The organism is Luteibacter sp. 329MFSha (assembly GCF_900111665.1).
GTDB lineage: Bacteria > Pseudomonadota > Gammaproteobacteria > Xanthomonadales > Rhodanobacteraceae > Luteibacter.
Genome location: NZ_FOJE01000001.1, coordinates 816,257 through 838,398, shown reverse-complemented (window position 1 = coordinate 838,398; position 22,142 = coordinate 816,257). Strand labels below are relative to the sequence as shown.

The 22,142-nt window shown below is 68.5% G+C and carries 17 protein-coding genes; 9 read left to right on the top strand and 8 right to left on the bottom strand.

The annotated features are described in order from the left end of the window. The first annotated feature begins 67 nt into the window (after positions 1–67). The gene (locus BMW54_RS03655) at positions 68–3,082 is read left to right on the top strand and encodes a sensor histidine kinase (protein WP_139206027.1); all 3,015 of its coding nucleotides are present in this window, start codon (positions 68–70) and stop codon (positions 3,080–3,082) included. Positions 3,083–3,189: 107 nt separating this feature from the next. On the opposite strand, the gene lolA is transcribed toward BMW54_RS03655, so the two are convergent. The 4 genes from lolA to BMW54_RS03635 all read right to left on the bottom strand — a co-directional run bounded on the left by lolA (position 3,190) and on the right by BMW54_RS03635 (position 7,749). Then, a complete protein-coding gene (gene lolA, locus BMW54_RS03650; RefSeq protein ID WP_090053063.1) occupies positions 3,190–3,840 on the bottom strand; it encodes an outer membrane lipoprotein periplasmic chaperone LolA in 651 nt (216 codons plus the stop codon). A 32-nt stretch (positions 3,841–3,872) separates the two neighbouring features. Then, positions 3,873–4,301 carry a hypothetical protein gene (locus BMW54_RS03645; RefSeq protein ID WP_090053061.1) on the bottom strand — a complete coding sequence of 143 codons (429 nt, stop codon included), beginning with the start codon at positions 4,299–4,301 and terminating at the stop codon, positions 3,873–3,875. A 6-nt stretch (positions 4,302–4,307) separates the two neighbouring features. Continuing rightward, positions 4,308–6,587, bottom strand: a complete 2,280-nt coding sequence (locus tag BMW54_RS03640) for a DNA translocase FtsK (protein WP_254779043.1) — start codon at positions 6,585–6,587, stop codon at positions 4,308–4,310. Positions 6,588–6,684: 97 nt separating this feature from the next. Beyond that, positions 6,685–7,749, bottom strand: a complete 1,065-nt coding sequence (locus BMW54_RS03635; protein WP_090053058.1) for an alanine dehydrogenase — start codon at positions 7,747–7,749, stop codon at positions 6,685–6,687. Between the two features lie 222 nt (positions 7,750–7,971). Here BMW54_RS03635 and trxB point away from each other — a divergent pair, with 222 nt between their 5' ends. From trxB to aat, 3 genes are read left to right on the top strand one after another with little or no spacing between them, the layout of a single operon-like run. After that, complete coding sequence (trxB, locus tag BMW54_RS03630) at positions 7,972–8,934, top strand: thioredoxin-disulfide reductase (protein WP_090053057.1); 963 nt, start codon at positions 7,972–7,974, stop codon at positions 8,932–8,934. A gap of 38 nt (positions 8,935–8,972) precedes the next feature. Continuing rightward, positions 8,973–10,106 (top strand): GNAT family N-acetyltransferase, encoded by a 1,134-nt coding sequence (locus tag BMW54_RS03625; RefSeq protein ID WP_090053055.1) that lies wholly within the window; start codon positions 8,973–8,975, stop codon positions 10,104–10,106. Beyond that, positions 10,103–10,816 (top strand): leucyl/phenylalanyl-tRNA--protein transferase, encoded by a 714-nt coding sequence (aat, locus tag BMW54_RS03620; RefSeq protein WP_090053054.1) that lies wholly within the window; start codon positions 10,103–10,105, stop codon positions 10,814–10,816. The genes BMW54_RS03625 and aat overlap by 4 nt, the downstream gene beginning before the upstream one ends. Before the next feature lie 113 nt (positions 10,817–10,929). Here aat and BMW54_RS03615 read toward each other — a convergent pair whose 3' ends face one another. Together BMW54_RS03615 and BMW54_RS03610 are read right to left on the bottom strand one after the other, a co-directional pair. Continuing rightward, on the bottom strand, positions 10,930–12,327 hold the full coding sequence (locus BMW54_RS03615) for a DHA2 family efflux MFS transporter permease subunit (protein WP_090053052.1): 1,398 nt from the start codon (positions 12,325–12,327) through the stop codon (positions 10,930–10,932). 44 nt (positions 12,328–12,371) lie between these two features. Next, positions 12,372–13,235, bottom strand: coding sequence for a pseudouridine synthase (locus tag BMW54_RS03610; protein WP_090053050.1), 864 nt, complete (start codon positions 13,233–13,235; stop codon positions 12,372–12,374). Between the two features lie 210 nt (positions 13,236–13,445). Between BMW54_RS03610 and BMW54_RS03605 the strand changes: the two genes are divergently transcribed. Continuing rightward, positions 13,446–14,393, top strand: a complete 948-nt coding sequence (locus tag BMW54_RS03605) for an HDOD domain-containing protein (RefSeq protein ID WP_175472749.1) — start codon at positions 13,446–13,448, stop codon at positions 14,391–14,393. Between the two features lie 31 nt (positions 14,394–14,424). Here the strand turns inward: BMW54_RS03605 and BMW54_RS18720 are convergent, their stop codons facing one another. Further along, complete coding sequence (locus BMW54_RS18720) at positions 14,425–14,952, bottom strand: hypothetical protein (RefSeq protein ID WP_175472748.1); 528 nt, start codon at positions 14,950–14,952, stop codon at positions 14,425–14,427. A 214-nt stretch (positions 14,953–15,166) separates the two neighbouring features. Here BMW54_RS18720 and BMW54_RS18715 point away from each other — a divergent pair, with 214 nt between their 5' ends. From BMW54_RS18715 to BMW54_RS03590, 3 genes are all read left to right on the top strand, one after another. Continuing rightward, positions 15,167–15,952: a restriction endonuclease gene (locus BMW54_RS18715; protein ID WP_175472747.1), complete on the top strand. Its 786-nt coding sequence runs from the start codon at positions 15,167–15,169 to the stop codon at positions 15,950–15,952. An 86-nt stretch (positions 15,953–16,038) separates the two neighbouring features. Next, positions 16,039–18,405 (top strand): phosphoketolase family protein, encoded by a 2,367-nt coding sequence (locus BMW54_RS03595; protein ID WP_090053046.1) that lies wholly within the window; start codon positions 16,039–16,041, stop codon positions 18,403–18,405. Then, on the top strand, positions 18,402–19,433 hold the full coding sequence (locus BMW54_RS03590; RefSeq protein ID WP_090053044.1) for an acetate/propionate family kinase: 1,032 nt from the start codon (positions 18,402–18,404) through the stop codon (positions 19,431–19,433). Before BMW54_RS03595 ends, BMW54_RS03590 begins: the two co-directional genes overlap by 4 nt. 60 nt (positions 19,434–19,493) lie before the next feature. Here the strand turns inward: BMW54_RS03590 and BMW54_RS03585 are convergent, their stop codons facing one another. Continuing rightward, complete coding sequence (locus tag BMW54_RS03585; RefSeq protein ID WP_090053043.1) at positions 19,494–21,011, bottom strand: fumarate hydratase; 1,518 nt, start codon at positions 21,009–21,011, stop codon at positions 19,494–19,496. Positions 21,012–21,128: 117 nt separating this feature from the next. On the opposite strand from BMW54_RS03585, the gene BMW54_RS03580 reads away from it, so the two are divergent. Continuing rightward, a complete protein-coding gene (locus tag BMW54_RS03580; protein ID WP_090053041.1) occupies positions 21,129–22,100 on the top strand; it encodes a thioredoxin family protein in 972 nt (323 codons plus the stop codon). Positions 22,101–22,142 lie beyond the last annotated feature (42 nt).

Below are 22,142 nucleotides of genomic sequence, written 5' to 3'. Positions count from 1 at the left end.
CGGCCGCCCGGCCGCGCCACCGCCTCGATACGGTACGCTGGGCGTTCGTCCCTCCCGTCCTGTGCCGATGATCTTCACTGCGCGTCGCGCGATCCGCTTCCTGTTGTGCCTCGTCGCGCTGTGCACCGGCGTGCCGGCCGCGCATGCCACGGATCCGACACGCACGCTCGAACAGCTGCATCACACCGCGCTGCGTGCGCAGGACGGCGCGCCGGTCGGAGCGACGTCGATCGCGCAGACCGAGGACGGCTGGCTGTGGTTCGCCACGCGGATCGGCCTGTTCCGTTACGACGGTTTCGAGTTCGAGAAATACCCGCTGCTTCCGCCCGCGAGCAACGAGAGCGAGGCGATGTGGGCGCTTTACGCGGCACCCGGCGGCGACCTCTGGGTGGCCCGCGCCGGCGGCGGTCTGCTGCGGCTGCGCCGAGACACCGTCACGTCGTACGGCGCCAATGAGGGCCTGCCGGATCACGTCGCGGTCGACGAGTTCGCCACCGCGGGCGACGGTGCGCTCTGGGTCGCGTCCGAGGCGGGCATCTTCCGTTTCGACGGTTCGCGCTGGAACGACGTGTCGGACTGGGGACTGAAGGGCGAGTTCGACCAGTTCCTCGAAGCGCCGGACGGCGTGCTCTGGGTGGTGACCGATCAGGGCACCTTCGTGCTGCCGAAGGGCGCCCGCCGTTTCGAGGACACCGGACTGCCGACGCCGTCGCCGCAGGTGCTCCTGCTCGACAACGACGGCAGCATCTGGCGCCGCCAGGAATCCGGCGTGGCGCCGCTTCCCGGCGACTGGGGCAAGCCGCATCCCTTCGCGCGGCAGCGGCGCGCCAACGGCAATACGAGCCTGCTGGATCGGGACGGCACGCTGTGGACGGTCGCCTGCGACCGGAACCTCTGCCGCGTTCCGGCGGGCTCGGTGCGACAGACGGGCGACCTCGCCGGGAACCCGAAGCTACAGGCCATGAGCGAGCAGCTCGGCATGACGTCGCAAGGCACGATGACGATGCTGGAGGACCGCGACGGCAGCATCTGGGTCGCGACCAAGGCGGGCCTCGACCGCTTCCGCGACAGCTGGCTGGCGACCGTGCGCTTCCCGCAGATGTCGCTGTACTTTTCCGTGTTCGAAGACGCCGCCGGCACGGTGTGGACCGGCACGGCCGCGCTGACCGCTTACGACGACCGGCTGTGGACGCTCACGCCCGATCCACGGCCGCTTCCGGGTTTCACCGGCGCGCTGACGAGCGTCTGGACCGAGCCCGACGGAAGCACCCTGATGGGTGGCTATGGCGAGATGTGGCGCAAGAAGACGGGCGCATTGCCCGTGTCCGTGCCCTTGCCGGATGGCGCGGCGAAGCGACGCTCCGTGGTACAGGCCATCGCGCGCGACGCCACGGGACGGCTGTGGCTGTCGCTGCGCCTGCGCGGCGTGTTCTATCAGGAAGGCGACGGAGCGTGGCAGTCGGCCACGCCGTTCGGAGCGCCGCCGGACGTCGCCCCCTGGGTCATCCACATCGACCCGCGCGGCCGTCCCTGGTTCGGCTACCAGGATGGCTCGGTCTCGGTCTTCGACGGCACGAAGATGCGCCGTTACGGCGAGGCCGAGGGGCTGCGACTGGGGCCGGTCTCGGCGGTCGCGTCGGTCGGCGACACGCTGGTGGTCGGTTCCGAACACGGCATGTCGTTCCTCGACGGCGACCGCTTCCGCATGCTCACTTCCCTGCCCCGGGACCGTCTCGACATGGTCACCGGCATCGTCGGCACGCGCGACGGCGCGGTCTGGGCGTACGGTGTGAACGGCCTGATCCACTTCACGCACGACGCGTGGAAGGCCGCGCTGGCGAAGCCGGAGACACCCGTCGAGGCCATGGTGCTGACGATGGAAGACGGCGTGCCCGGCCCGGCGCAGCTCGTGCGGCCCCTGCCCACCGTGTTCGCGGCGCGCAACGGATACCTATGGTTCTCCGGGTCGCAAGGGCTCGCATGGCTCGACACCTCCAAGCCGCTCGCCCGTCCGCCACCGCCGCCGGTCATCATCCGCTCGATCGAATCCGGCACGACGACCATCCGCCCTGGCGAAGACGTGGTGCTGAGGCGCAGCCGCGACCTGCACGTGTCGTATACCGCGCTAGCGCCCGGACGGCCGCGGGGCGTGCTGTTCCGTTATCGGCTGGAAGGCGTCGACGCCACGTACCAGGACGGCACCGCGCATCGCGATGCGCATTACATGGACCTCGCGCCGGGCGACTACCGCTTCGTCGCCGAGGCGTCGTACGACGGTCGGCACTGGAGTCGCTCCGAACCGCTGGCCGTGCGCGTGCCCGCGCGGCTGTTCGAGATGCGCTGGTTCCAGCTCGCCTGTCTCGGCCTCGTCGGACTGCTCGTCTGGCTGGCGCACCGGTGGCGTGTCCGCCTGCTGACGCGCCGCCTGCGCATGCGGCTCGACGAACGCCATCGCGAGCGCGAACGCATCGCCCGCGATCTGCACGACACGCTGCTGCAGGGCGTGCAGGGGCTGATCCTGCGCTTCCAGGCCTTCGTCGATGGACTATCGCCCGAGGACCGCTCGCGCACGACGCTGGAGCGCACCATCGATCGCGCCGAGGCGTTGCTCGTGGAGGGCCGCGACCGCGTCAAGGGCCTGCGCACGCAGGCGTCCGTGCATGGGTCGCTGGAGGAGCGCATCGCGGCGCAGTCGGAAGACATCGGCATTCCGGTGCATTTCGAGGTGATCGCACCGCGGATGCGCCGTCCGGTCAGCGAGGTGGCGACCGACGAGTTGCACAGCATCGTGCGCGAGGCGTTGCTCAACGCCACCCAGCACAGCCACGCGAAGTCGATCTGGATCACGATCGAATACGCGCGGCGATGGCTCACGGTGACCGTGCGCGACGATGGCGACGGCTTCGACGGCTCGCCGAGCATGATGCCCGGCGAGGGGCACTACGGCATCGTCGGCATGCGCGAACGCGCGGCGCGATTGAACGGCCGGCTCGACGTGGTATCGCTGCCGCAGCGCGGTGTCGCGGTCACGGCGAAGGTGCCGGCACGCGTGGCGTACGCGCGGGATCGGAAGAAACGCTGAGTGGTAGGAGCGCGCCCTGCGCGCGACATCTTTTGAGGCCGTGAGCATCAGGACCTGATGCTCTTCGCGAAAAGCTGTCGCGCGCAGGGCGCGCTCCTACCAGGCGATCAGTGGACGGGCTGGGTCTGCAGGACCGGGGCATCGCCGACGACGTCGGTGCCTTGCGGCGGGACGAAGGTGAACGTGCCCTCCGGCAACGCGGTATTGCGCGTCAGGTTCGCGAAGGTGATCTTCGTGAGGTTGCCGAGCTGGTCCTGGAAACGCATGGCGGCGAGCGCGCCCTTCGCGTCGAACCCGAGGTCCGCGTAGGTGAACTGCGGATCCGCGCTCGTCGAGGTCAGGCGCAGCCACTGGTACCCGTCGTGCTGGCCCTGCTCCGTCACATGGAAGTCGCGGTCGAGCTGCGAGATGTCGGTGAGCACGGTCAGCGGGCTCTGCGCCTCTTCGCTGCTCTGCTTGCGCACGGTGACCTGTTCCAGGTCGGGATCGTAGAGCCACACGCGGCTGCCGTCGGCGACGATGGTCTGCTTGTACGGCGCCGTGGTCTCCCAGCGGAACTGCCGCGGCGCCTCGAGCGCAAGCGTGCCCTTGCTGGTCTTGCCGGCTTCGCCGTTCGGGCCCGACAGGGTCTGCGTGAAGCTGCCCGCGAGCGAATGCATCCCCTTGGCGAAGGCGTCGAGGCGGTCGCGCGCCGGGCCGGCGGCGAAGGTCGGCAGGCTGAGCAGGGACAGCGTCGCGGCGAGCAGGAGGCGTTTCATGGGCGTGGATTCCGTGGGATTCGGCGCGATTGTCAGCGATCGGTTTCGAACAGCGACTTAAGCATGTCGATGGCCTCGGCGGGCGTGATCTCGCCGGCTTCCATCTTCTCGCTGATGTCGGCGATGGCCTTGCCGTCGCGGTGCCAGTAAGGCGCGTCGCGCGTGGCCGTGTGCACCGGGCGGGCCTCCTGCCCCAGCACCGCGATCTCCGCGATCTCGGGCTGTTCGGCGAAGATGACTTCCAGCGCGTCGTCCACCCCGGCGGTATGGCCGCTCGGGTAGTCGCGGGTGACGAAGCATGCGCGGCCGTCGTCGGCGCGCAGCTCCAGCCCGGGGATCGACGGGTTAAGTTCGAAGATGCTCTCGACCTCGTCGAGTACCTCGGCCGTGGGCGCGAGGTCGCCGGTGACGAGCAGGCTCCAGGGGCGCTGGCGGAGCGCGCCCGGCTTCATCGGGTTCATGCGGGATCAGTCCTTCGGAGGCGGCGGCGCCAGCACTTCGCGGTTGCCGTTGTGCTGCGGCGCGCTGACGATGCCGTCCTGCTCCATCTGCTCGACGAGGCGGGCGGCGCGGTTGTAGCCGATGCGCAGGTGGCGCTGCACGCCGGAGATCGAGGCGCGGCGCGTCTCGGTCACCACGCGCACGGCGCGATCGTAGAGCGCGTTGTCGCCGTCGCCCTCGCCCTCGGCGTCCTGCGGCAGACCCGAGTCGTTGATGATCTTGCCGTCGGCGGTGGACTGGACCTCTTCCAGCACGCCTTCGATGTAGTTCGGCGCACCCTGCGCGCGCAGCCATTCCACGACGTTGTGCACCTCGTGATCGTCCACGAACGCGCCGTGGACGCGCTCGGGCGTGGCGGTGCCCGGCGGCAGGTAGAGCATGTCACCGTGGCCCAGGAGGGCTTCGGCGCCCGACTGGTCGAGGATGGTGCGCGAGTCGATCTTCGACGAGACCTGGAACGCAATGCGCGTCGGGATGTTCGCTTTGATCAGGCCCGTGATCACGTCGACCGACGGACGCTGCGTGGCGAGGATCAGGTGCACGCCCGCGGCGCGCGCCTTCTGCGCCAGGCGCGCGATGAGTTCTTCGACCTTCTTGCCGACGATCATCATCATGTCGGCGAATTCGTCGATGATGATGACGATGTGCGGCAGGGGTTCGAGCGGTTCGGCCGTCATGCCCGGCATGTCCGGGTTGGCGCGGAACAGCGGATCGAGCAACGGCTGGCCGCTGCTCTCGGCGTCCTTCACCTTCTTGTTGAAGCCGCCGAGGTTGCGCACCCCGACCGCCGCCATGAGCTTGTAGCGGCGCTCCATCTCGGCCACGCACCAGCGCAGCGCGTTGGCGGCTTCCTTCATGTCCGTGACGACCGGTGCCAGCAGGTGCGGGATGCCTTCGTAGACCGAAAGCTCCAGCATCTTCGGATCGATCATGATCATCCGGACGTCCTTGGCGCTCGACTTGTACAGCAAGCTGAGCACCATGGCGTTCACCGCCACGGACTTACCGGAGCCGGTGGTGCCGGCCACGAGCAGGTGGGGCATCTTGGCCAGGTCGGTGACCACGGCCTTGCCGCCGATGTCCTTGCCCAGCGCGAGCGCCAGCGGCGACTTCACCTGGTCGTAGCGCTCGGAGCGCAGGATCTCGGAGAGGTAGACGATCTGCTTCTTGGTGTTCGGGATTTCCAGGCCGATGACGTTCTTGCCCGGAATGACGTCGACGACGCGCACGCTGACGACGGAAAGGCCGCGCGCGATGTCCTTGTCGAGGCTGGACACCTGGCTGCCGCGCACGCCGGCGGCGGGTTCCAGTTCGAAACGGGTGATGACCGGGCCGGGATAGACCCCGACGACGCGGGCCTCGACGCGGAAATCCTTGAGTTTCAGCTCCACCTGGCGCGAGAGCACCTCGAGGGTTTCCTCGGAGTAGCCCGGGCCCTGCGGCGGCGCTTCGTCGAGCAGCGACAGCGGCGGCAGTTCGCCGTCCATCGACGCGCCGGTGAACAGAGGAATCTGGTTCTCGCGCGTGGCGCGATCGCTCTTGACCACCACCGGGGCAGGCGTTTCGATGCGGACCGGTTCGCGCCTGGCCTGCTTGACGGCCTCGGCCTTCTTCACGACCTCGCGCTCCGCACGCGCGGTGCGCGCGGCCATGACGTCCGGCGCGCTGCGCAGCTTGCCGCCGAACCAGCCGCCGATGCGCATGACGAGCTCGCCCGTGGCGTCCATCAGCCGGAACCAGGAGAGGCCGGTGGCCAGCGTGACGGCGATCAGGCACACGGCGAGCAGCAGCAGCGGCGCGCCCTTGTCACCGAACGCGCCGTGCAGGCCGCGCCCCACCCACTTGCCGACGATGCCGCCCGGGCCTTCCGGCAGGACGGCGGTGTCGACGTTGAGGTACATCAGCGCGGGCGCGGTGATGAAGAAGAACACGAAACCGATGAGCCGCAGCGACGGCTCCCACGGCTGCACGTTGCGCTCCCCGCGATGACGGAGCACCTGGATGCCCAGCGCGAGGAGCAGCAACGGGAAGCCGTAACTCACCAGGCCGAAGATGTACCGGAGCAGGTTGGCGATGTTCGCGCCGACCGAGCCACCGAAATTGGTGGCGTGTTCGGCGACGCCCATGTGCCCCCAGCTCGGGTCCTGGTCGTTGTAGCTGAGCAGGCAGACGAGGAGGTAAAGGGCCAACGGCAGGAGGAGCAGCGCCCCGGCCTCGCGGAGGCGGCGCTTGAGCTCTTCGCTCAAGCCCTCCCGCTGGGCCTTGACCTGCGCCTTCGCCTGCTTCTTTACGACTTTCGCGCTTCGCGCCACTAACGAACGACCTCGGTCCCGGTTGCCGGCATCATGCCATGCCCTGGAGGGCCGGGTGCACGATCTTGCCGTTCTCGATGTTGATGCCCGCGGCGAGCGGGGCGTAGTCGCGCCACTCGTTGCCGGCGGCCAGGCGCTGCACGTACGGCAGGATGGCGGCGGAGATGGCGGTGGACGACGTCTGCGGCACGGCGCCCGGCATGTTCGTCACGCAGAAATGCGTCACGCCGTGGACCTCGTAGGTCGGCTCCTTCCAGGTGGTCGGACGCGACGTCTCGAAGCAGCCGCCCTGGTCGATCGAGATGTCGACGAGCACCGAGCCCTTCTCCATCGTCTTGACCATCGCTTCGGTGACCACGCGCGGCGCCTTGGCGCTCGGGATCAGCACGGCACCGACGACGATGTCGGCGTTGCGGACTTCCTCGGCGACCGACGACTCATACGCGTACAGCGCGGTGACGTTCGGGCCCAGGGCCATCATCTCGGCCATGCGGTCCGGACGCTTGTCGAACACGACCACGTTGGCACCGGCCGACGCGGCGAGCGCGGCGGCGTTGCCACCGGCGGCGCCGGCGCCGAGCACGACCACCTTGCCACGCGGCGTGGACGCCATGCCGCCCAGCAGCTTGCCCTTGCCGCCGTTGGGCTGGTGCAGGAGCGTGGTGCCGATCTGGGTGGCGATGCGGCCGGCGATGACGGACATCGGCAGCAGCAGCGGCAGCGCGCCGTTCTCGTCGACGGACTCGAAGGCGACGCCGGTCAGGCCGATGTCCAGCAGGCTCTTGGTGAGCGCCGGCTCGGCGGCCAGGTGCAGGTAGCAGAACAGCAGGTGGTGCTTCTTCAGGAGCTTCAGGTCGCCTTCGATCGGCTCCTTCACCTTGACGATCAGCTCGCCCTTCTCGTAGACGGCGGCGGCATCGGGCACGACAGTGACGCCCAGGGCGGCGTAGTCGGCATCCGCGTAGCCGCTCTTGGTGCCGGCACCGGACTGGATGAAGACCTCGTGGCCACGGCGGACCAGATCGGCCGCGGCGGCCGGGATGAGGGCCACGCGGCCTTCGAGGGTCTTGGTTTCGGAGGGAATACCGATGCGCATCTTATGGAGGATCCTGAATGAGCCGATAAAAGTCGGGAGTAAGCCGCTCCGTGGGGACGAAGCGGGCACCATCGTGAGCCGAGCGTCTTGAATCGCACCCCCGTCTTCCCCATTCTTCCGGGTCGACCATGTCCTCGCGGACCTCGATACGGCCTTAGCATCCTGCCGCAAGAGGCGAGCGGTACGACTTAAAACACGCCGCAGTAAACCCAAGGATTATACATGAGCACCCCCAAGCACAGCCGTCTCCTGATCCTCGGATCCGGTCCCGCCGGCTACACGGCCGCGGTGTACGCCGCGCGCGCCAACCTGAAGCCGACCATGGTGACCGGCCTGGCGCAGGGCGGCCAGCTGATGACCACCACCGAGGTGGACAACTGGCCGGGCGACGAGAAGGGGGTGCAGGGCCCGGAACTGATGCGCCGCATGGCCGAGCACGCCGAGCGCTTCGAGACCGAGATGGTGTTCGACCACATCCATAGCGTCGACCTGCAGACCCGCCCGTTCCGCCTCAAGGGCGACGCCGGCGAGTACACCGCCGACGCCCTGATCGTGACCACCGGCGCCACGGCCAAGTACCTGGGCATCGCCTCCGAGGAGAAGTTCAAGGGCCGCGGCGTGTCCGCTTGCGCCACGTGCGACGGCTTCTTCTTCCGCGACCAGGACGTCGTGGTCGTCGGCGGCGGCAACACGGCCGTCGAAGAGGCGCTCTACCTCTCGAACATCGCCCGCAAGGTCTATCTCGTCCACCGCCGCGACAAGCTGCGCGCCGAGAAGATCCAGCAGGACAAGATCTTCGAGAAGGCCGCGGCCGGCAAGATCGAACTGCTCTGGAACCACAAGGTGGACGAGGTGCTGGGCGACGATTCCGGCGTCAACGGCGTGCGCGTCGAGGACGTCAACACCGGCGCGAAGCGCGATCTCGACGTCCAGGGCTTCTTCGTCGCCATCGGCCACACCCCGGCCACGGGCATCTTCGAAGGCCAGCTCGAGATGACCGACGGCTACATCCAGATCAAGTCGGGCCTGAACGGCATGGCCACCGCCACGTCGGTGCCGGGCGTGTTCGCCGCGGGCGACGTCGCCGACCACGTGTATCGCCAGGCGATCACTTCCGCCGGCTTCGGCTGCATGGCGGCGCTCGACGCCGAGCGCTGGCTCGACCAGCAGAACATGCTGGCCTGAGGGAACCGCCCCGCGACCCACGCGGGGCGTTCCGCTACATGGACGGCATCCGCTTCCTCGATGGTCTCGGCGGCATCGCGTCCGCCGACTGGGATGCGCTCGTCCCGGACGGCAACCCCTTCGTCTCGCACGCGTTCCTGAGCGGCCTGGAGTCCCGGGGCTGCCTGCGCGAGGACTACGGCTGGAAGCCCTACCACCTGGCCCTGTTCGAACAGGGCCGACTGGTCGCCGCCGCTCCCACGTATCTGAAGGGCAACTCGCACGGCGAGTTCGTCTTCGACTGGAGCTGGGCTTCCGCCTGGGAGCGGGCCGGTGGCGACTACTATCCGAAGCTGCTCGTCGCCTCGCCCTACTCGCCCGTGCCCGGCCCGCGCCTGCTGGTGCCGGAAGGACCGGCCGCCGAGGTGATCCGCAATCGCCTGACGGCCGCGCTGGTCGACGAGGCCGACCGCCTGGGGCTGTCGTCGATCCATGCCAACTTCCTGGCCGACGCCGACCTCGACGCCTTCGACGACCGCTGGCTCGCGCGCTCCGACTACCAGTTCCACTGGCACAACCGGGGCTATGCCGACTTCGACGCCTTCCTCGCCGCCCTCACCGCGAAGAAGCGCAAGAACATCCGGCAGGAGCGCGCACGCGCGCACGCGTCGGGCCTCACGATCGAGATGCGCGGCGGCGACGAGCTGTCCGACACCGAGTGGCGGCAGATCCACGCCCTGTATGAGCTTACGTTCGACATGAAAGGCAACCACGCGGCCCTGACCGCGCGGTTCTTCCAATACCTCGGCCGCACCCTCGGCTCGAATGTGCAGGTGGCACTGGCGCGCGATTCGCACGACATCGTCGCCATGGCGCTGTTTCTCCGTGGCGGCGGTGCGTTGTACGGACGTTATTGGGGTGCGAGCGTGGAGGTATCGGGTCTGCATTTCGAACTGTGCTACTACCGCGGCATCGAGTACGCGATTCGCGAAGGGCTCGCCCGTTTCGAGCCCGGGGCACAGGGCGAGCACAAGCTCGCGCGCGGCTTCCTGCCCACGCCGACGCACTCGCGGCATTACATCGCCCACGAAGGCTTCCGCCGCGCGGTGGCGGACGCGCTGGAGCACGAGGCCCGCCATCGCGAGGCGTATCGCGAGGAGCTCATGACCCACTCGCCTTACGCCGATCGATGATTCGCCTGCCGCAACTGCACCGGACGCGCGTCAGCCTGTTTCCGGATCCGGAGACGGCCCTGCAGGACCCGAACGGTCTGCTGGCCTGGGGCGGCGACCTCTCGCCGGAGCGGCTGCTCGCGGCTTACGGTCAGGGTGTGTTCCCGTGGTTCAACGCCGATGAACCGATCCTGTGGTGGTCGCCCGATCCGCGCTGCGTCTTCCGCACCGACGGCGTGCACCTCAGTCGCAGCCTGCGCAAGCAGCTGCGCCACTCGAACTGGCAGGTCACGGCCGATACGTCGTTCAGCCGGGTGATGCACGCGTGCGCCGCGCCGCGCGACGGCCAGCCCGGCACCTGGATCGGCGACGACATGATCGCGGCGTACGAGGAACTGCACCGGCGCGGGCACGCGCACAGCGTCGAGGTGTGGGATCGCGGGTCGCTCGTGGGCGGCATCTACGGCGTGGCCGTCGGCAGGCTGTTCTGCGGCGAGTCGATGTTCAGCGCGCGCAGCGGGGGGTCGAAGGTCGCGCTCGCGGCGCTGTGCAACCTGCTGCATGGCTGGGGCTTTCCGCTGCTCGATGCCCAGGTGACGAACAGCCACCTGCTCAGCATGGGCGCCGTGGAAGTGCCACGCGCGGAGTTCGTCGTGCAGGCCCGCCGCCTTGCCGCGATGCCGGGCGTGGCGGGGTCGTGGGTGAAGTATCCGCTCGCGCTGCCTCTGTAGCGTCGCTCCCGTCGCCGATACGATCGGCTCCCACCCTTCGGTAGGGAGCGGTGGCTGGTGGGAGCCGATCGTATCGGCGATCCCGCGGCAGCGGGCACGCGCGCGACCGCCTTCTAGCGTGCCCTGTGACCGCTCATTTCCGCGCCGGCATTTCGGGGCAACAGCGCGCACACCGGTGCCGCGATCAGCGACACGAACGTCACCACCAGGAACGCCGCGCTGAAGTCGGGCAACTGCGCGCTCGCGTGCCCGTTCCACACCACGGACACATGCAGCGCGGCGGACGCCACGCAGATACCCAGCGACAGCATCAGCTGCTGGAACGTGGTGTAGAAACTGGTCGCGCTGGAGAAGCGCTCGCTCGGCACATCCGCATAGGCCACGGTGTTGTACGCGCTGAACTGCAGCGACTGGAAGAATCCCGAAAGCAGCAGCACGGTGTAGATCGTCCACAGCGGCCAGTCGGGGCGGAACGCCGCGCACAGCGCCACGCACACCATCGACAGCACGCCGTTCCACATCAGCGTGGCGCGGAATCCCCAACGGCGCAGCACCGGCGCGGCGGTCGCCTTCATCAGCATCGCGCCCAGCGCGGACACGAACGTGACGACACCGCTGTGCGCGGCCGAGAGGCCGAATCCGAGCTGCATCATCAGCGGCAGCAGGAACGGCACCGCGCCGGCGGTGATGCGCGTGAGCGAGCCGGCCACCACCGAAAGACGGAACGTGGTGAAGCGCATCAGCGACAGGTCGAGGATCGGGTTCGGCACGCGGCGCGAATGCCATACGTACAAGGCGCCCACCAGCAACCCGCCGACGATCAGCAGGGCCGAAAGGTTCGACGACGCCGTGCCGTGGCTGACCATTTCGAGACCGAACACCAGGCATGACAACGCGACGCCGGACAGCACGAAACCGAGCCGGTCGAACCGCACCTTGTCCGGCAGGCGCACGTCGGGAATGTATTTCGTGGCGAGCCACATCCCCGCGAGGCCGATGGGCACGTTGATGTAGAAGATCCAGCGCCACGACACCCAAGTGACGATGAAACCGCCCAGCGGCGGCCCGACCACCGGACCGATCAGCGCGGGCACCAGCAGCCACGACATCGCCGAGACCAGCTCGGATTTCGGCACGGAACGCAGGAGCACGAGGCGCCCGACGGGCACCATCATCGCGCCGCCGATGCCTTGCAGCAGGCGCGAGGCCACGAGCAGCGGTAGGTTGCCGGAGACGCCGCAGAGGATGGAGCCGAGGGTGAACAGCGCGATGGCGGCACGGAAGACGTTGCGCGAGCCGTAGCGATCGGCGATGGCGCCGCTGGCAGGAATGAACACGGCCAGGCTCAGCATGTACGACGTGAGCGCCACGCTCATGTGCAGGGGTGACACGTCGAACGACTGCGCCATCGACGGCAGCGCCGTCGCCAGGATGGTGCCGTCCAGTTGCTCCATGAACATCGCGCTCGCGATGATCAGGGCGACGGTGCGGAAGCCTGGTGCGGAAGTCATCGGGGACGCGCGGCTGAGAGGCGCATAGTTTGCGCCTGCAAGCGTCAAAGGTCGAGGCTTCGTCCGCTGCGGAAGTGGCGGGGCTCGCCGCTGAGCGGGTCGACGAAGCGCAACTCGCGCGCGAGCAGGCGCAGCGGATCGCCGTAATCGCCCGTGTCGTCGCGCAGCCTGGGATAGGTGCGGTCGCCGAGGATCGGCGCGCCCAGACTGGCCATGTGCACGCGAAGCTGATGCTTGCGACCGGTCGCGGGCTCCAGGCGGTAACGCCAGTGACGCTCGCCGCGCTCGATGACGTCGACACACGTTCGCGCGTTCGGCTCGCCGGACACCTCGCGCATGCGGAAGAATGGCTCGGCGCGTTCCAGGCGCGATGCGTGGACGAAGGGGAAGTCACGCCCCGGCATCGGCGGCGCGATCGCTTCGTAGATTTTCACGATGGCGCGCTCCCGGAACAGGCGCGTGTACGCGTCGCGGCTCGCGGGACGCGCGGAAAAGACCACGAGGCCCGCGGTGCCGCGGTCCAGTCGATGAAGCGCGGCGAGGTCCGGATTGTCCAGGCGGCGCATGAGCCTGACCGACAGCGTCTCCTCGACATGACGACCGGCCGGCATGACGGGAAGGAAGTGCGGCTTGTCGGCGATGACGAGGTCGTCGTCCATGAAGACGATCGATTCGTCGAACGGGATGCGTGGTTCGTCGGGCACCTCGCGCCGGTAGGCCACGACCGCGCCCGGGCGATAGGGTGACGTGCGCGACACCGTCTGCCCGTCGGCCGTGACGGTGCCGCGCTCCATCCGGTCGATCCACGTCGCGCGATCGATTGTGGCGAAGCGCTCGCAAAGGAAATCGAGGACGGACGCCCAGCCGCCGGGAGGCAGGACGATGCGGCTCGTGGGGTGATGGGTCATGTCGGTATCTTACGGCCGTCCGGTCCGCCGACAGGCGACACGCCTCGCCAATCGTTTCGACCCACCATGGGGCATATACTGCCGCATCGTCCCCATCCCAACGCGGAGCCACACGTGATCGGCCGGTTCTTCAGGAAGTGGTTCGGAGGTGCGCGAGCGCGGTCCGCCGACGCATCGGCGCGCCTGTCGCTACCCGATGCCGCGCCATTCGTGCCCAAACCGTCCGACGCACCGCCTGGCGCCCTCACGGGCGACGAGATCGAAGATCGCTTCTATCGCCTCGTGTTCGGCATCGGTCCCGCGCGCGACCCGGGCCTGACGCCCGCCGAACAGAACGTGCTGCGCCGCGTGCGCGACGCCTTCGGCAGCGAGCGCTTCGACGTCGCCACCCTGCCCCGGCTGCCCGCGGTCGTGCCGCAGCTGATGCGCTCGCTGCGCAACGACGATGCCGACAATCGCGCGCTGGCCGAACAGATCTCGCGCGACACCGTCCTCGTCGGCGAAGTGCTCCGGGTGGCGAACAGCGCCTACTTCCGCACGGCGCGGCCCGTTTCGGGCCTGCCCCAGGCCATCGCGATCATGGGCCACGACGGCCTGCGCCGCGTGGTGATGCAGATGGTGATGCGACCGATCCTGCGCACGGACGACGGCCCGCTGGGGCGCGACGCCGGCGAGCGGCTGTGGGAACACGCGGAACGCTGCGCGCGGGCCTGTGCGTTTCTGAGCCGTGGCGTGTGCGACCCCTTCGAGGCGTTCCTCGCCGGCATCGCTAGTCAGGCGGGCGCGCAATCGATCATCCGCGAGGTCGCCAACGTGCCCGGCGCGGCCGGTCTGGCGTACAGCCGTCCGTTCATGGCGGCGATAGGGCAACAGATCGAACGCCTGTCGCTGCACGCGGCGCGGCACTGGAGCTTTCCCTCGCGTGTGGTGCAGGCGCTGGCGGAGCGCGCGGATCCGGCCGATGCGGGCGCGCGAACCCCGCTGGGGCGGGCGCTGCTCGCCGCCAGCCGCGTGGCGATGCTGGACGTGCTGACGGAACGCGGCGCGGCGGATCCCGAGGCGGTGCTGCTGGCGCACGCCACGCTCGGCTTCGGCCAGGAGAGGCTCGTGGCCTGCCGGGACGAGCTGCGCACCGCCGTGGCGGTCGCGGAGGCCTGAGCAGGCGCCCCGGCGACCACCTGGCGCCAGGCTAGCGCTTCACGCCCGTACCGAGGACGTCGGTCCAGAGACGCTCGGCCAGATCGGCCGAGGCGGCATCGATCAGCGTCGGCACCGCGACATCGAGCCGGGGCGAGGCCGGGTCCAGCTTCCGCGATGCGTGGAGACGATACGACTTCGCGGCGATCAGCCCGCGCGCCACGATGCGGCAGTCGATCGCCATGTCGATGTCCAGCGACGGCGGCTCGGCGTCGGCCTTCGCGCCGACCAGGACCTCGAGCCCACGGCAGTTGATGATGAGGTCGGTGAAATACTTCGGCTGCAGCGCCGTGCGCAGGCGCGCTTCGACCACGCTGGCGATGTCCGGCGTGACCTGCACCTTTTCCTTCGATTCGAGGCCCGCCACGGTCAGCACCCGCGCGCCCGGGTTTTCCACGGTCAGCCACGGCGACGATGGGCTTGCCGACACCGCGCGGCTCATGTCGCTTTCGATCATCGCGCGGCCGCCACAACCGGCCAGCGCCAGCGCCGCGGAGGCGACGATTACATGCTTCAACACCTGTCTTTCCCCGATTTCCCCTGACTCGACCTCCCAATGTACCGGGCATGTGCATATGCGGCAAGAAAGTCAGGAATGTGAAGGGACGGATGCGCGGCCGGGAGCGCGTCGCCGCCAACCCCGCTATCATCTGGCGCCTGTACGTCTGGAATCCCGCCACCTCATGTTCGACGCGCGATCGCACCCACCTGTCGGCACGGATGCCCTGGCGCGCATGAGCTGGCATACGTTCGAGCACCTGCTCGCCGAGCACTACCGCGAGCAGGGCTGGCGTGTCGAATACGACTCCCGTCCGAAATCCCTCAAGGCGCTGGGCGCGAGCCTCGACCTGCGCATGCGCCGCGGCAACGAGGTCACCATCCTCCAGTGCCGCCAGTGGGACGCCAGCGAAGTGCAGGTGCAGGACGTCAACGAACTCCTCGCGACGATGCTCAACGAAGGCGCATCGGGCGGCATCCTCGTCACGCGCGGCACCTTCAGCGGCGACGCGCGCACGGTGCAGCTTCGCCAGCCACGGCTGCAGCTGATCGACGGCGACGTGCTGCGCGTGATGCTGAAGCTCGACGGTCCGGCGACCGGCGTGACCTCGCACGTCGCCGCCAACGAGACGCCGGCACGCAAGGAGAAGGCCGCACGTGTCCCGACGTCCCGTCACGACCGGCCCTGGCTGCTTCCCTCGATCGTCGCCGCGGTGGTGGTCTGCCTGCTCGGCCTGTTCGTGTGGCGCGCGATGACGCGGGTCACGGCGACGCCACCGCCCGTCGCCGCGACGCCGGCCGCTCCTCCGGCCGCTCCGGCCCCAGCCGCCACCACACCGCCCGTCGTCGCGACGCGCCCCCGGAACGACCTGCCCTCGCCGACGATCTCGCGCGAGCTCGCCGAACGCGCGCGCCTGCAGGAATCGCGTTCGGATGCGTCCCGCCACGGCACGCAGCGCCAGGCCGAGGACGCGATGAAGGTGATGGAGCGAAACACGCGGGAACTCGGCTCGGCGGAATGACCCGCCAAGCGGCGCGACGTTCTTTCACGCCAGGCGAATCCGCCCGGGCCTAGGCTGAAGGGCGACCTCGTCGCCTGGAATGCCCCATGACCGATCCGCTTGCGCCCGATCTGCTGCGCCGCATGCACGCCTACTGGCGCGCCGCGAACTATCTCTCCGTCGGCCAGATCTACCTGCGCGACAATCCGCTGCTCGAGGAGCCGCTGGGCAAGGAGCACATCAAGCATCGCCTGCTCGGTCACTGGGGAACGACGACCGGACTCAACTTCATCTACACGCACCTGAACCGGGCGATCGTCGAACGCGACCTCGACATGATCTACGTGATCGGCCCGGGCCACGGTGGACCCGGCCTCGTCGCGCACACGTACCTCGAAGGCTCGTACACCGAGGTCTATCCGCACATCGATCGCAGCGCGGCCGGCATGCGCGAGCTGTTCAGGCAATTCTCGTGGCCGTACGGCATCCCGAGTCATGTGGCCCCGGAAACGCCGGGCTCGATCCATGAAGGCGGCGAGCTCGGTTATTCCCTCTCGCACGCGTACGGCGCGGCCTTCGACAATCCGGAACTCGTCGTCGCGTGCATCGTCGGCGACGGCGAGGCCGAGACCGGCGCGCTCGCGACGAGCTGGCACTCGAACAAGTTCCTCAATCCCGCCCGCGACGGCGCGGTGCTGCCGATCCTGCACCTCAATGGCTTCAAGATCGCGAACCCCACCGTGCTCGCGCGCATCGAGCCCGACGAGCTGCGCGACCTCATGCGCGGCTACGGCTACGAGCCGCACTTCGTCGAAGGCCACGAGTTCGAACCGATGCACCAGGCCTTCGCCGCCGCGCTCGACCGCTGCCTCGACGAGATCCGCCGCATCCAGGACAAGGCGCGCGGCGGCGACGCCGACGCGGCCACGCGTCCGCGCTGGCCCATGATCGTGTTCCGCAGCCCCAAGGGCTGGACCGGGCCGAAGGAGGTCGACGGCAAGCCCGTGGAAGGCACGTGGCGCGCACACCAGGTGCCGATCGCGAAGTTCGAGAACGACGAACACGTGGCGATCCTCGAGCGCTGGATGAAGAGCTACGAGCCGGAGGAGCTCTTCGACGAGCGCGGCCGCTTCCGCGAGGAGTTCGCCTCGCTCGCTCCGACGGGGCGCCGGCGCATGGGCATGAACCCGCACGCGAACGGCGGGCTGCTGCTGAAGCCCCTGCACATGCCCGACTTCCGCGGTTTCGCCGAGGACGTGAAGACACCCGGCGATCACAAGGCGGAGGCGACGCGCGTACTGGGCCGTTTCCTGCGCGAGGTGATGCGGCAGAACATGGAGACCTTCCGCCTGTTCGGCCCCGACGAGACGGCCTCGAACCGGCTCGAGGCGGTGTACGAAGCCAGTGGCAAGACATGGCTGGCCGAAACGGAAAGCGTCGACGAGAACCTCTCGCCGGCCGGGCGCGTGATGGAGGTGCTGAGCGAACACCAGTGCCAGGGCTGGCTCGAGGGCTACCTGCTGACGGGCCGGCATGGCTTCTTCTCGTGCTACGAGGCCTTCATCCATATCATCGATTCCATGTTCAACCAGCACGCGAAGTGGCTGAAGGTGACGCGCAAGATGGCATGGCGCCCGCCGATCGCGTCGCTGAACTACCTGCTGAGTTCGCACGTGTGGCACCAGGACCACAACGGCTTCTCGCACCAGGATCCGGGCTTCATCGACCACGTCGCCAACAAGAAATCGGAGATCGTGCGCGTCTACCTTCCGCCGGACGCGAATTGCCTGCTCTCGGTCGCCGACCATTGCCTGCGCAGCCGCCATTACGTCAACGTGATCGTGGCCGGCAAGCAGCCCGACTGGCAGTGGCTGGACATGGAGAGCGCCGTGCGCCATTGCACGGCCGGCGCGGGGATCTGGGAATGGGCAGGACGCGGCGGAGACGATCCCGACGTGGTCATGGCCTGCGCGGGCGACGCGCCGACGGTGGAGACGCTCGCCGCGGTGATGCTGCTGCGCGAGTACGTGCCCGACATCCGCATCCGCGTGGTCAACGTGGTCGACCTGATGTCGCTGGAAACGCCCGACGAACATCCGCACGGCATGGACGACGAGCAGTTCGACGGCCTGTTCACGAAGGATCGTCCGGTGATCTTCGCCTTCCATGGCTACCCCGGCATCATCCACAAGCTGACCTATCGCCGGCACAACCACGACAACATCCACGTGCGCGGCTACAAGGAAGAAGGCACGACCACCACCGCGCTCGACATGATGGTGCTGAACAACATGGACCGCTTCCAGCTCGCGCTCGACGCGATCAACCGCATCCCGCGCCTGGCGGGCGAACGCGAAAAGGCGGCGCAGCGCTACTGGTCGGACATCGAGCGGCACAAGCTCTACGTCAGCGAACATGGGCAGGACCTGCCCGACGTGCGCGACTGGCAGTGGAAGGCCGAGGAGGCCTCGTGAGTCGCGCCGGGCACGTGCTGGCCCTCAACACGGGCTCGTCGTCGCTGAAATACGGGCTCTATCGTGTGGAAGGCGACGCGTGCGAGGCACTCTTCGCCGACCAGACCGACGCGCCGGGCGGTGACGCGGACCCGGTGGCGGCGATCGTCGATGCCCTGCGCACGCGTTCGCTGCCCACGCCGGACGCCGTCGGTCACCGACTCGTGCATGGCGGGCCGAACATCCGCCGGCATGCGCGTATCGACGATGCCCTGATGGCGCACCTGGAAGAGGCGAAGGCGTTCGCGCCGTTGCACGTTCCCCCGGCGGTCGAGATGGTGAAGCGGGCGCGCAAGGCATTCCCCGATGCGCCGCAGGTCGCCTGTTTCGACACGGCGTTCCACGCCACCATGCCCGTCGTCGCGCGCGCCCTGCCCCTTCCCGCGGATCTTCGCGAGGGCGGTATCGAGCGGTACGGGTTCCACGGGCTGTCGTACGAATCGATCGTGCGGAAGCTGGGGCCGTCGATACCACCGCGCGTCGTGATCGCGCACCTGGGCAACGGCGCGAGCCTGTGCGCGGTGCGTGATGGCGAATCGGTGGATACGACGATGGGTCTGACGCCCACGGGCGGCATCGTGATGGGCACGCGGCCGGGCGATCTGGATCCCGGCGTGTTGCTGTACCTGATGCGCGAACGCGGCTACGACGCGAAACGCCTCGAGTTGCTGGTCGACCGAGAGTCGGGCCTGAAGGGACTTTCGGGCGGCATCAGCGACATGCGCAAGCTGCGCGAGTCGCACGACGCGGCGGCGAAACTGGCGCGCGACGTGTTCGTGCATGTCGCACGCAAGCACGTCGCGGCGATGGTGGCGTCGCTGGGCGGGCTCGACCTGCTGGTGTTCACCGGTGGCATCGGGGAGAACGACGCGGCCACGCGGGAAGCGATCCTGGCGGGACTGCAGTGGTTCGGCGACTTCGAGGTTCGCGTGATCGCGACGGAAGAGGACGAACAGATCGCAAGGCACACCTGGCGCCTCGCTTCGTAGGATCGCCGATACGATCGGCTCCCACCTACCGAGTGGGAGCCGATCGTATCGGCGATTCCGTTACACGACCACGACCGGGATCTTCCCGATCTTCGAGCGCCACTCCTTCGGGCCCGTCTCGTGCACCGACGTGCCGGCGCTGTCGACCGCGACCGTCACCGGCATGTCCTTGACCTCGAACTCGTAGATCGCCTCCATGCCGAGGTCTTCGAACGCGAGCACGCGCGAGGCCTTGATCGCCTTGGAGACGAGGTACGCCGAGCCGCCGACGGCCATCAGGTACACGGCCTTGTTGTCGCGGATCGCCTCGATCGCGGCCGGACCGCGCTCGGACTTGCCGACCATGCCCAGCAGGCCCGTCGTCTCCAGCATCTGGCGCGTGAACTTGTCCATGCGCGTGGCCGTGGTCGGGCCGGCCGGACCAACGACCTCGTCGCGCACCGGATCGACCGGACCGACGTAGTAGATGAAGCGGTTCGTGAAATCGACGGGCAGCGTTTCGCCGCGGTTGAGCATGTCGATCATGCGCTTGTGCGCGGCGTCGCGGCCCGTCAGCAGCTTGCCGTTGAGCAGGATCGTCTCGCCCGGCTTCCAGCTCTGCACGTCCTCGCGGGTGATCGTGTCGAGGTCCACGCGACGGCCCTTCGAGGCGTCGTACGTGAGCTTCGGCCAGTCTTCCAGCGACGGCGGATCGAGCGCGACCGGACCGGAGCCGTCGAGCACGAAGTGCGCGTGGCGCGTGGCGGCGCAGTTCGGGATCATCGCCACGGGCAGGTTCGCCGCGTGCGTCGGGTAATCCTTCACCTTGATGTCAAGCACGGTGGTGAGGCCACCCAGGCCCTGCGCGCCGATGCCGAGCGCGTTGACCTTCTCGTAGAGCTCGAGGCGCAGTTCCTCCGCGCGGTTCGACGGGCCGCGCGCGATCAGGTCGACGATGTCGATCGGTTCCATCAGCGCTTCCTTCGCCAGCAGCATCGCCTTCTCGGCGGTACCGCCGATGCCGATGCCGAGCATGCCCGGCGGGCACCAGCCGGCGCCCATCGTCGGCACGGTCTTCAGCACCCAGTCGACGATGGAGTCGGACGGGTTGAGCATCGCGAACTTCGACTTCGCTTCGGAGCCGCCGCCCTTGGCGGCGACGATGACGTCGACCTTGTCGCCCGGCACCACCGAGACGTTCACCACGGCCGGCGTGTTGTCGCGCGTGTTCATGCGCTTGCCCGCCGGATCGGCGAGCACCGAGGCGCGCAGCTTGTTGTCCGGGTGGTTATACGCGCGGCGCACGCCCTCGTTGACCATGTCCTCGACGCCCATGGTGGCGTCGTCCCAGCGCACGTTCATGCCGATCTTGAGGAACACGGTGACGATGCCGGTGTCCTGGCAGATCGGCCGGTGGCCCTCGGCGCACATGCGCGAATTGATCAGGATCTGGGCGATGGCGTCCTTCGCCGCCGGGGATTCCTCGCGGTCGTACGCGGCCGAGAGGTTCCGGATGTAATCCACCGGGTGGTAGTACGAGATGTACTGGAGGGCGTCGGCGACGCTGGTGATGAGGTCGTCCTGCTTGATCGAGGTCATGGCGCTACGGCTGGCTCGCGAGGCTGGCAAAGACCACGATTTTAACGCACCCGGGCGTGTAAGGTGCCGCTGCCCCGTCCGGTCTTCTTCCGTACCCGCCAGAACCCTGGAGTCTCCATGCGCCACCCGTTCCGTTCCGCCTTCCTCGTCGTCGCCCTCGCCGCCACGGCGCTGGGACTGGCGCGCCCTGCCGCCGCGGCGCAGACCGCGCCGGAGTTCGCCGGCATCGCCACCTGGCAGAACTCGAAGCCGCTGACCATGAAGCAGCTGCGCGGCAAGGTCGTGCTGATCGATTTCTGGGCCTATTCCTGCATCAACTGCCTGCGCACCCTGCCCCACGTGACCCGCTGGTACGACCAGTACAAGGACAAGGGCCTGGTCGTCGTGGGCGTGCATTCGCCGGAATTCCCGTTCGAGAAGCAGGAAGGCAACGTCCGCGACGCCATCAAGCGGTACAACATCCACTACCCCGTGGCGCAGGACAACGACCTAGCCACCTGGGACGCCTGGGACAACCAGTACTGGCCCGCCGAGTACCTCGTCGACCAGCGCGGCAACGTCGTCGCCCATCACTTCGGCGAGGGCAACTACGCCGAGATGGAGAACGCGATCCGCACCCTGCTCGGCCTGCCGCGCCTCGACGCCGCGGCCGCGGGCGAGGACAAGGACGCCCCCGACTTCACGCAGCTGGGTTCGCCGGAGATGTACTTCGGCAGCGACCGCAGCCAGAACAACGCCAGCCCCGAGGGTTCCCGCGGCGGCACGCGCGACTTCACCGCCCCGTCGCGCCTCGACCTGAACAAGTTCGCGCTCGTGGGCCGCTGGGAGATCGGCCGGCAGAACGCGACGCTGGAAGGCCCGTCCGGTGAGATCCGCCTGCACTTCAAGGCGAAGAAGGTCCACATGGTGGCCAGCGCGAACGATCCGGTGACCGTGGAGGTGCTGGTGGACGGCAAGCCGCAGGCGCCCGTCACGATCCAGGCCTCGCAGCTGTACACGCTGTATACCGCCAACGACTACAAGGACCACGTGCTGACGATCCGCATTCCCAAGGCGAATTTCCACGCGTTCACCTTCACGTTCGGCTGAGGCCCTCCTCCACCCCTCTTGCGTGACTGTTACTTGCGATAT

Bases quoted from the DNA above. Each gene is read 5' to 3' on its own strand.
- BMW54_RS03625 (WP_090053055.1), top strand. From the start codon at position 8,973: ATGGACGGCATCCGCTTCCTCGATGGTCTCGGCGGCATCGCGTCCGCC.
- BMW54_RS03645 (WP_090053061.1), bottom strand. From the start codon at position 4,301: ATGAACCCGATGAAGCCGGGCGCGCTCCGCCAGCGCCCCTGGAGCCTG.
- BMW54_RS18715 (WP_175472747.1), top strand. From the start codon at position 15,167: ATGAGCTGGCATACGTTCGAGCACCTGCTCGCCGAGCACTACCGCGAG.
- BMW54_RS03635 (WP_090053058.1), bottom strand. From the start codon at position 7,749: ATGCGCATCGGTATTCCCTCCGAAACCAAGACCCTCGAAGGCCGCGTG.
- BMW54_RS03655 (WP_139206027.1), top strand. From the start codon at position 68: ATGATCTTCACTGCGCGTCGCGCGATCCGCTTCCTGTTGTGCCTCGTC.
- lolA (WP_090053063.1), bottom strand. From the start codon at position 3,840: ATGAAACGCCTCCTGCTCGCCGCGACGCTGTCCCTGCTCAGCCTGCCG.
- BMW54_RS03615 (WP_090053052.1), bottom strand. From the start codon at position 12,327: ATGACTTCCGCACCAGGCTTCCGCACCGTCGCCCTGATCATCGCGAGC.
- BMW54_RS03585 (WP_090053043.1), bottom strand. From the start codon at position 21,011: ATGACCTCGATCAAGCAGGACGACCTCATCACCAGCGTCGCCGACGCC.
- aat (WP_090053054.1), top strand. From the start codon at position 10,103: ATGATTCGCCTGCCGCAACTGCACCGGACGCGCGTCAGCCTGTTTCCG.
- trxB (WP_090053057.1), top strand. From the start codon at position 7,972: ATGAGCACCCCCAAGCACAGCCGTCTCCTGATCCTCGGATCCGGTCCC.
- BMW54_RS03580 (WP_090053041.1), top strand. From the start codon at position 21,129: ATGCGCCACCCGTTCCGTTCCGCCTTCCTCGTCGTCGCCCTCGCCGCC.
- BMW54_RS03595 (WP_090053046.1), top strand. From the start codon at position 16,039: ATGACCGATCCGCTTGCGCCCGATCTGCTGCGCCGCATGCACGCCTAC.
- BMW54_RS03610 (WP_090053050.1), bottom strand. From the start codon at position 13,235: ATGACCCATCACCCCACGAGCCGCATCGTCCTGCCTCCCGGCGGCTGG.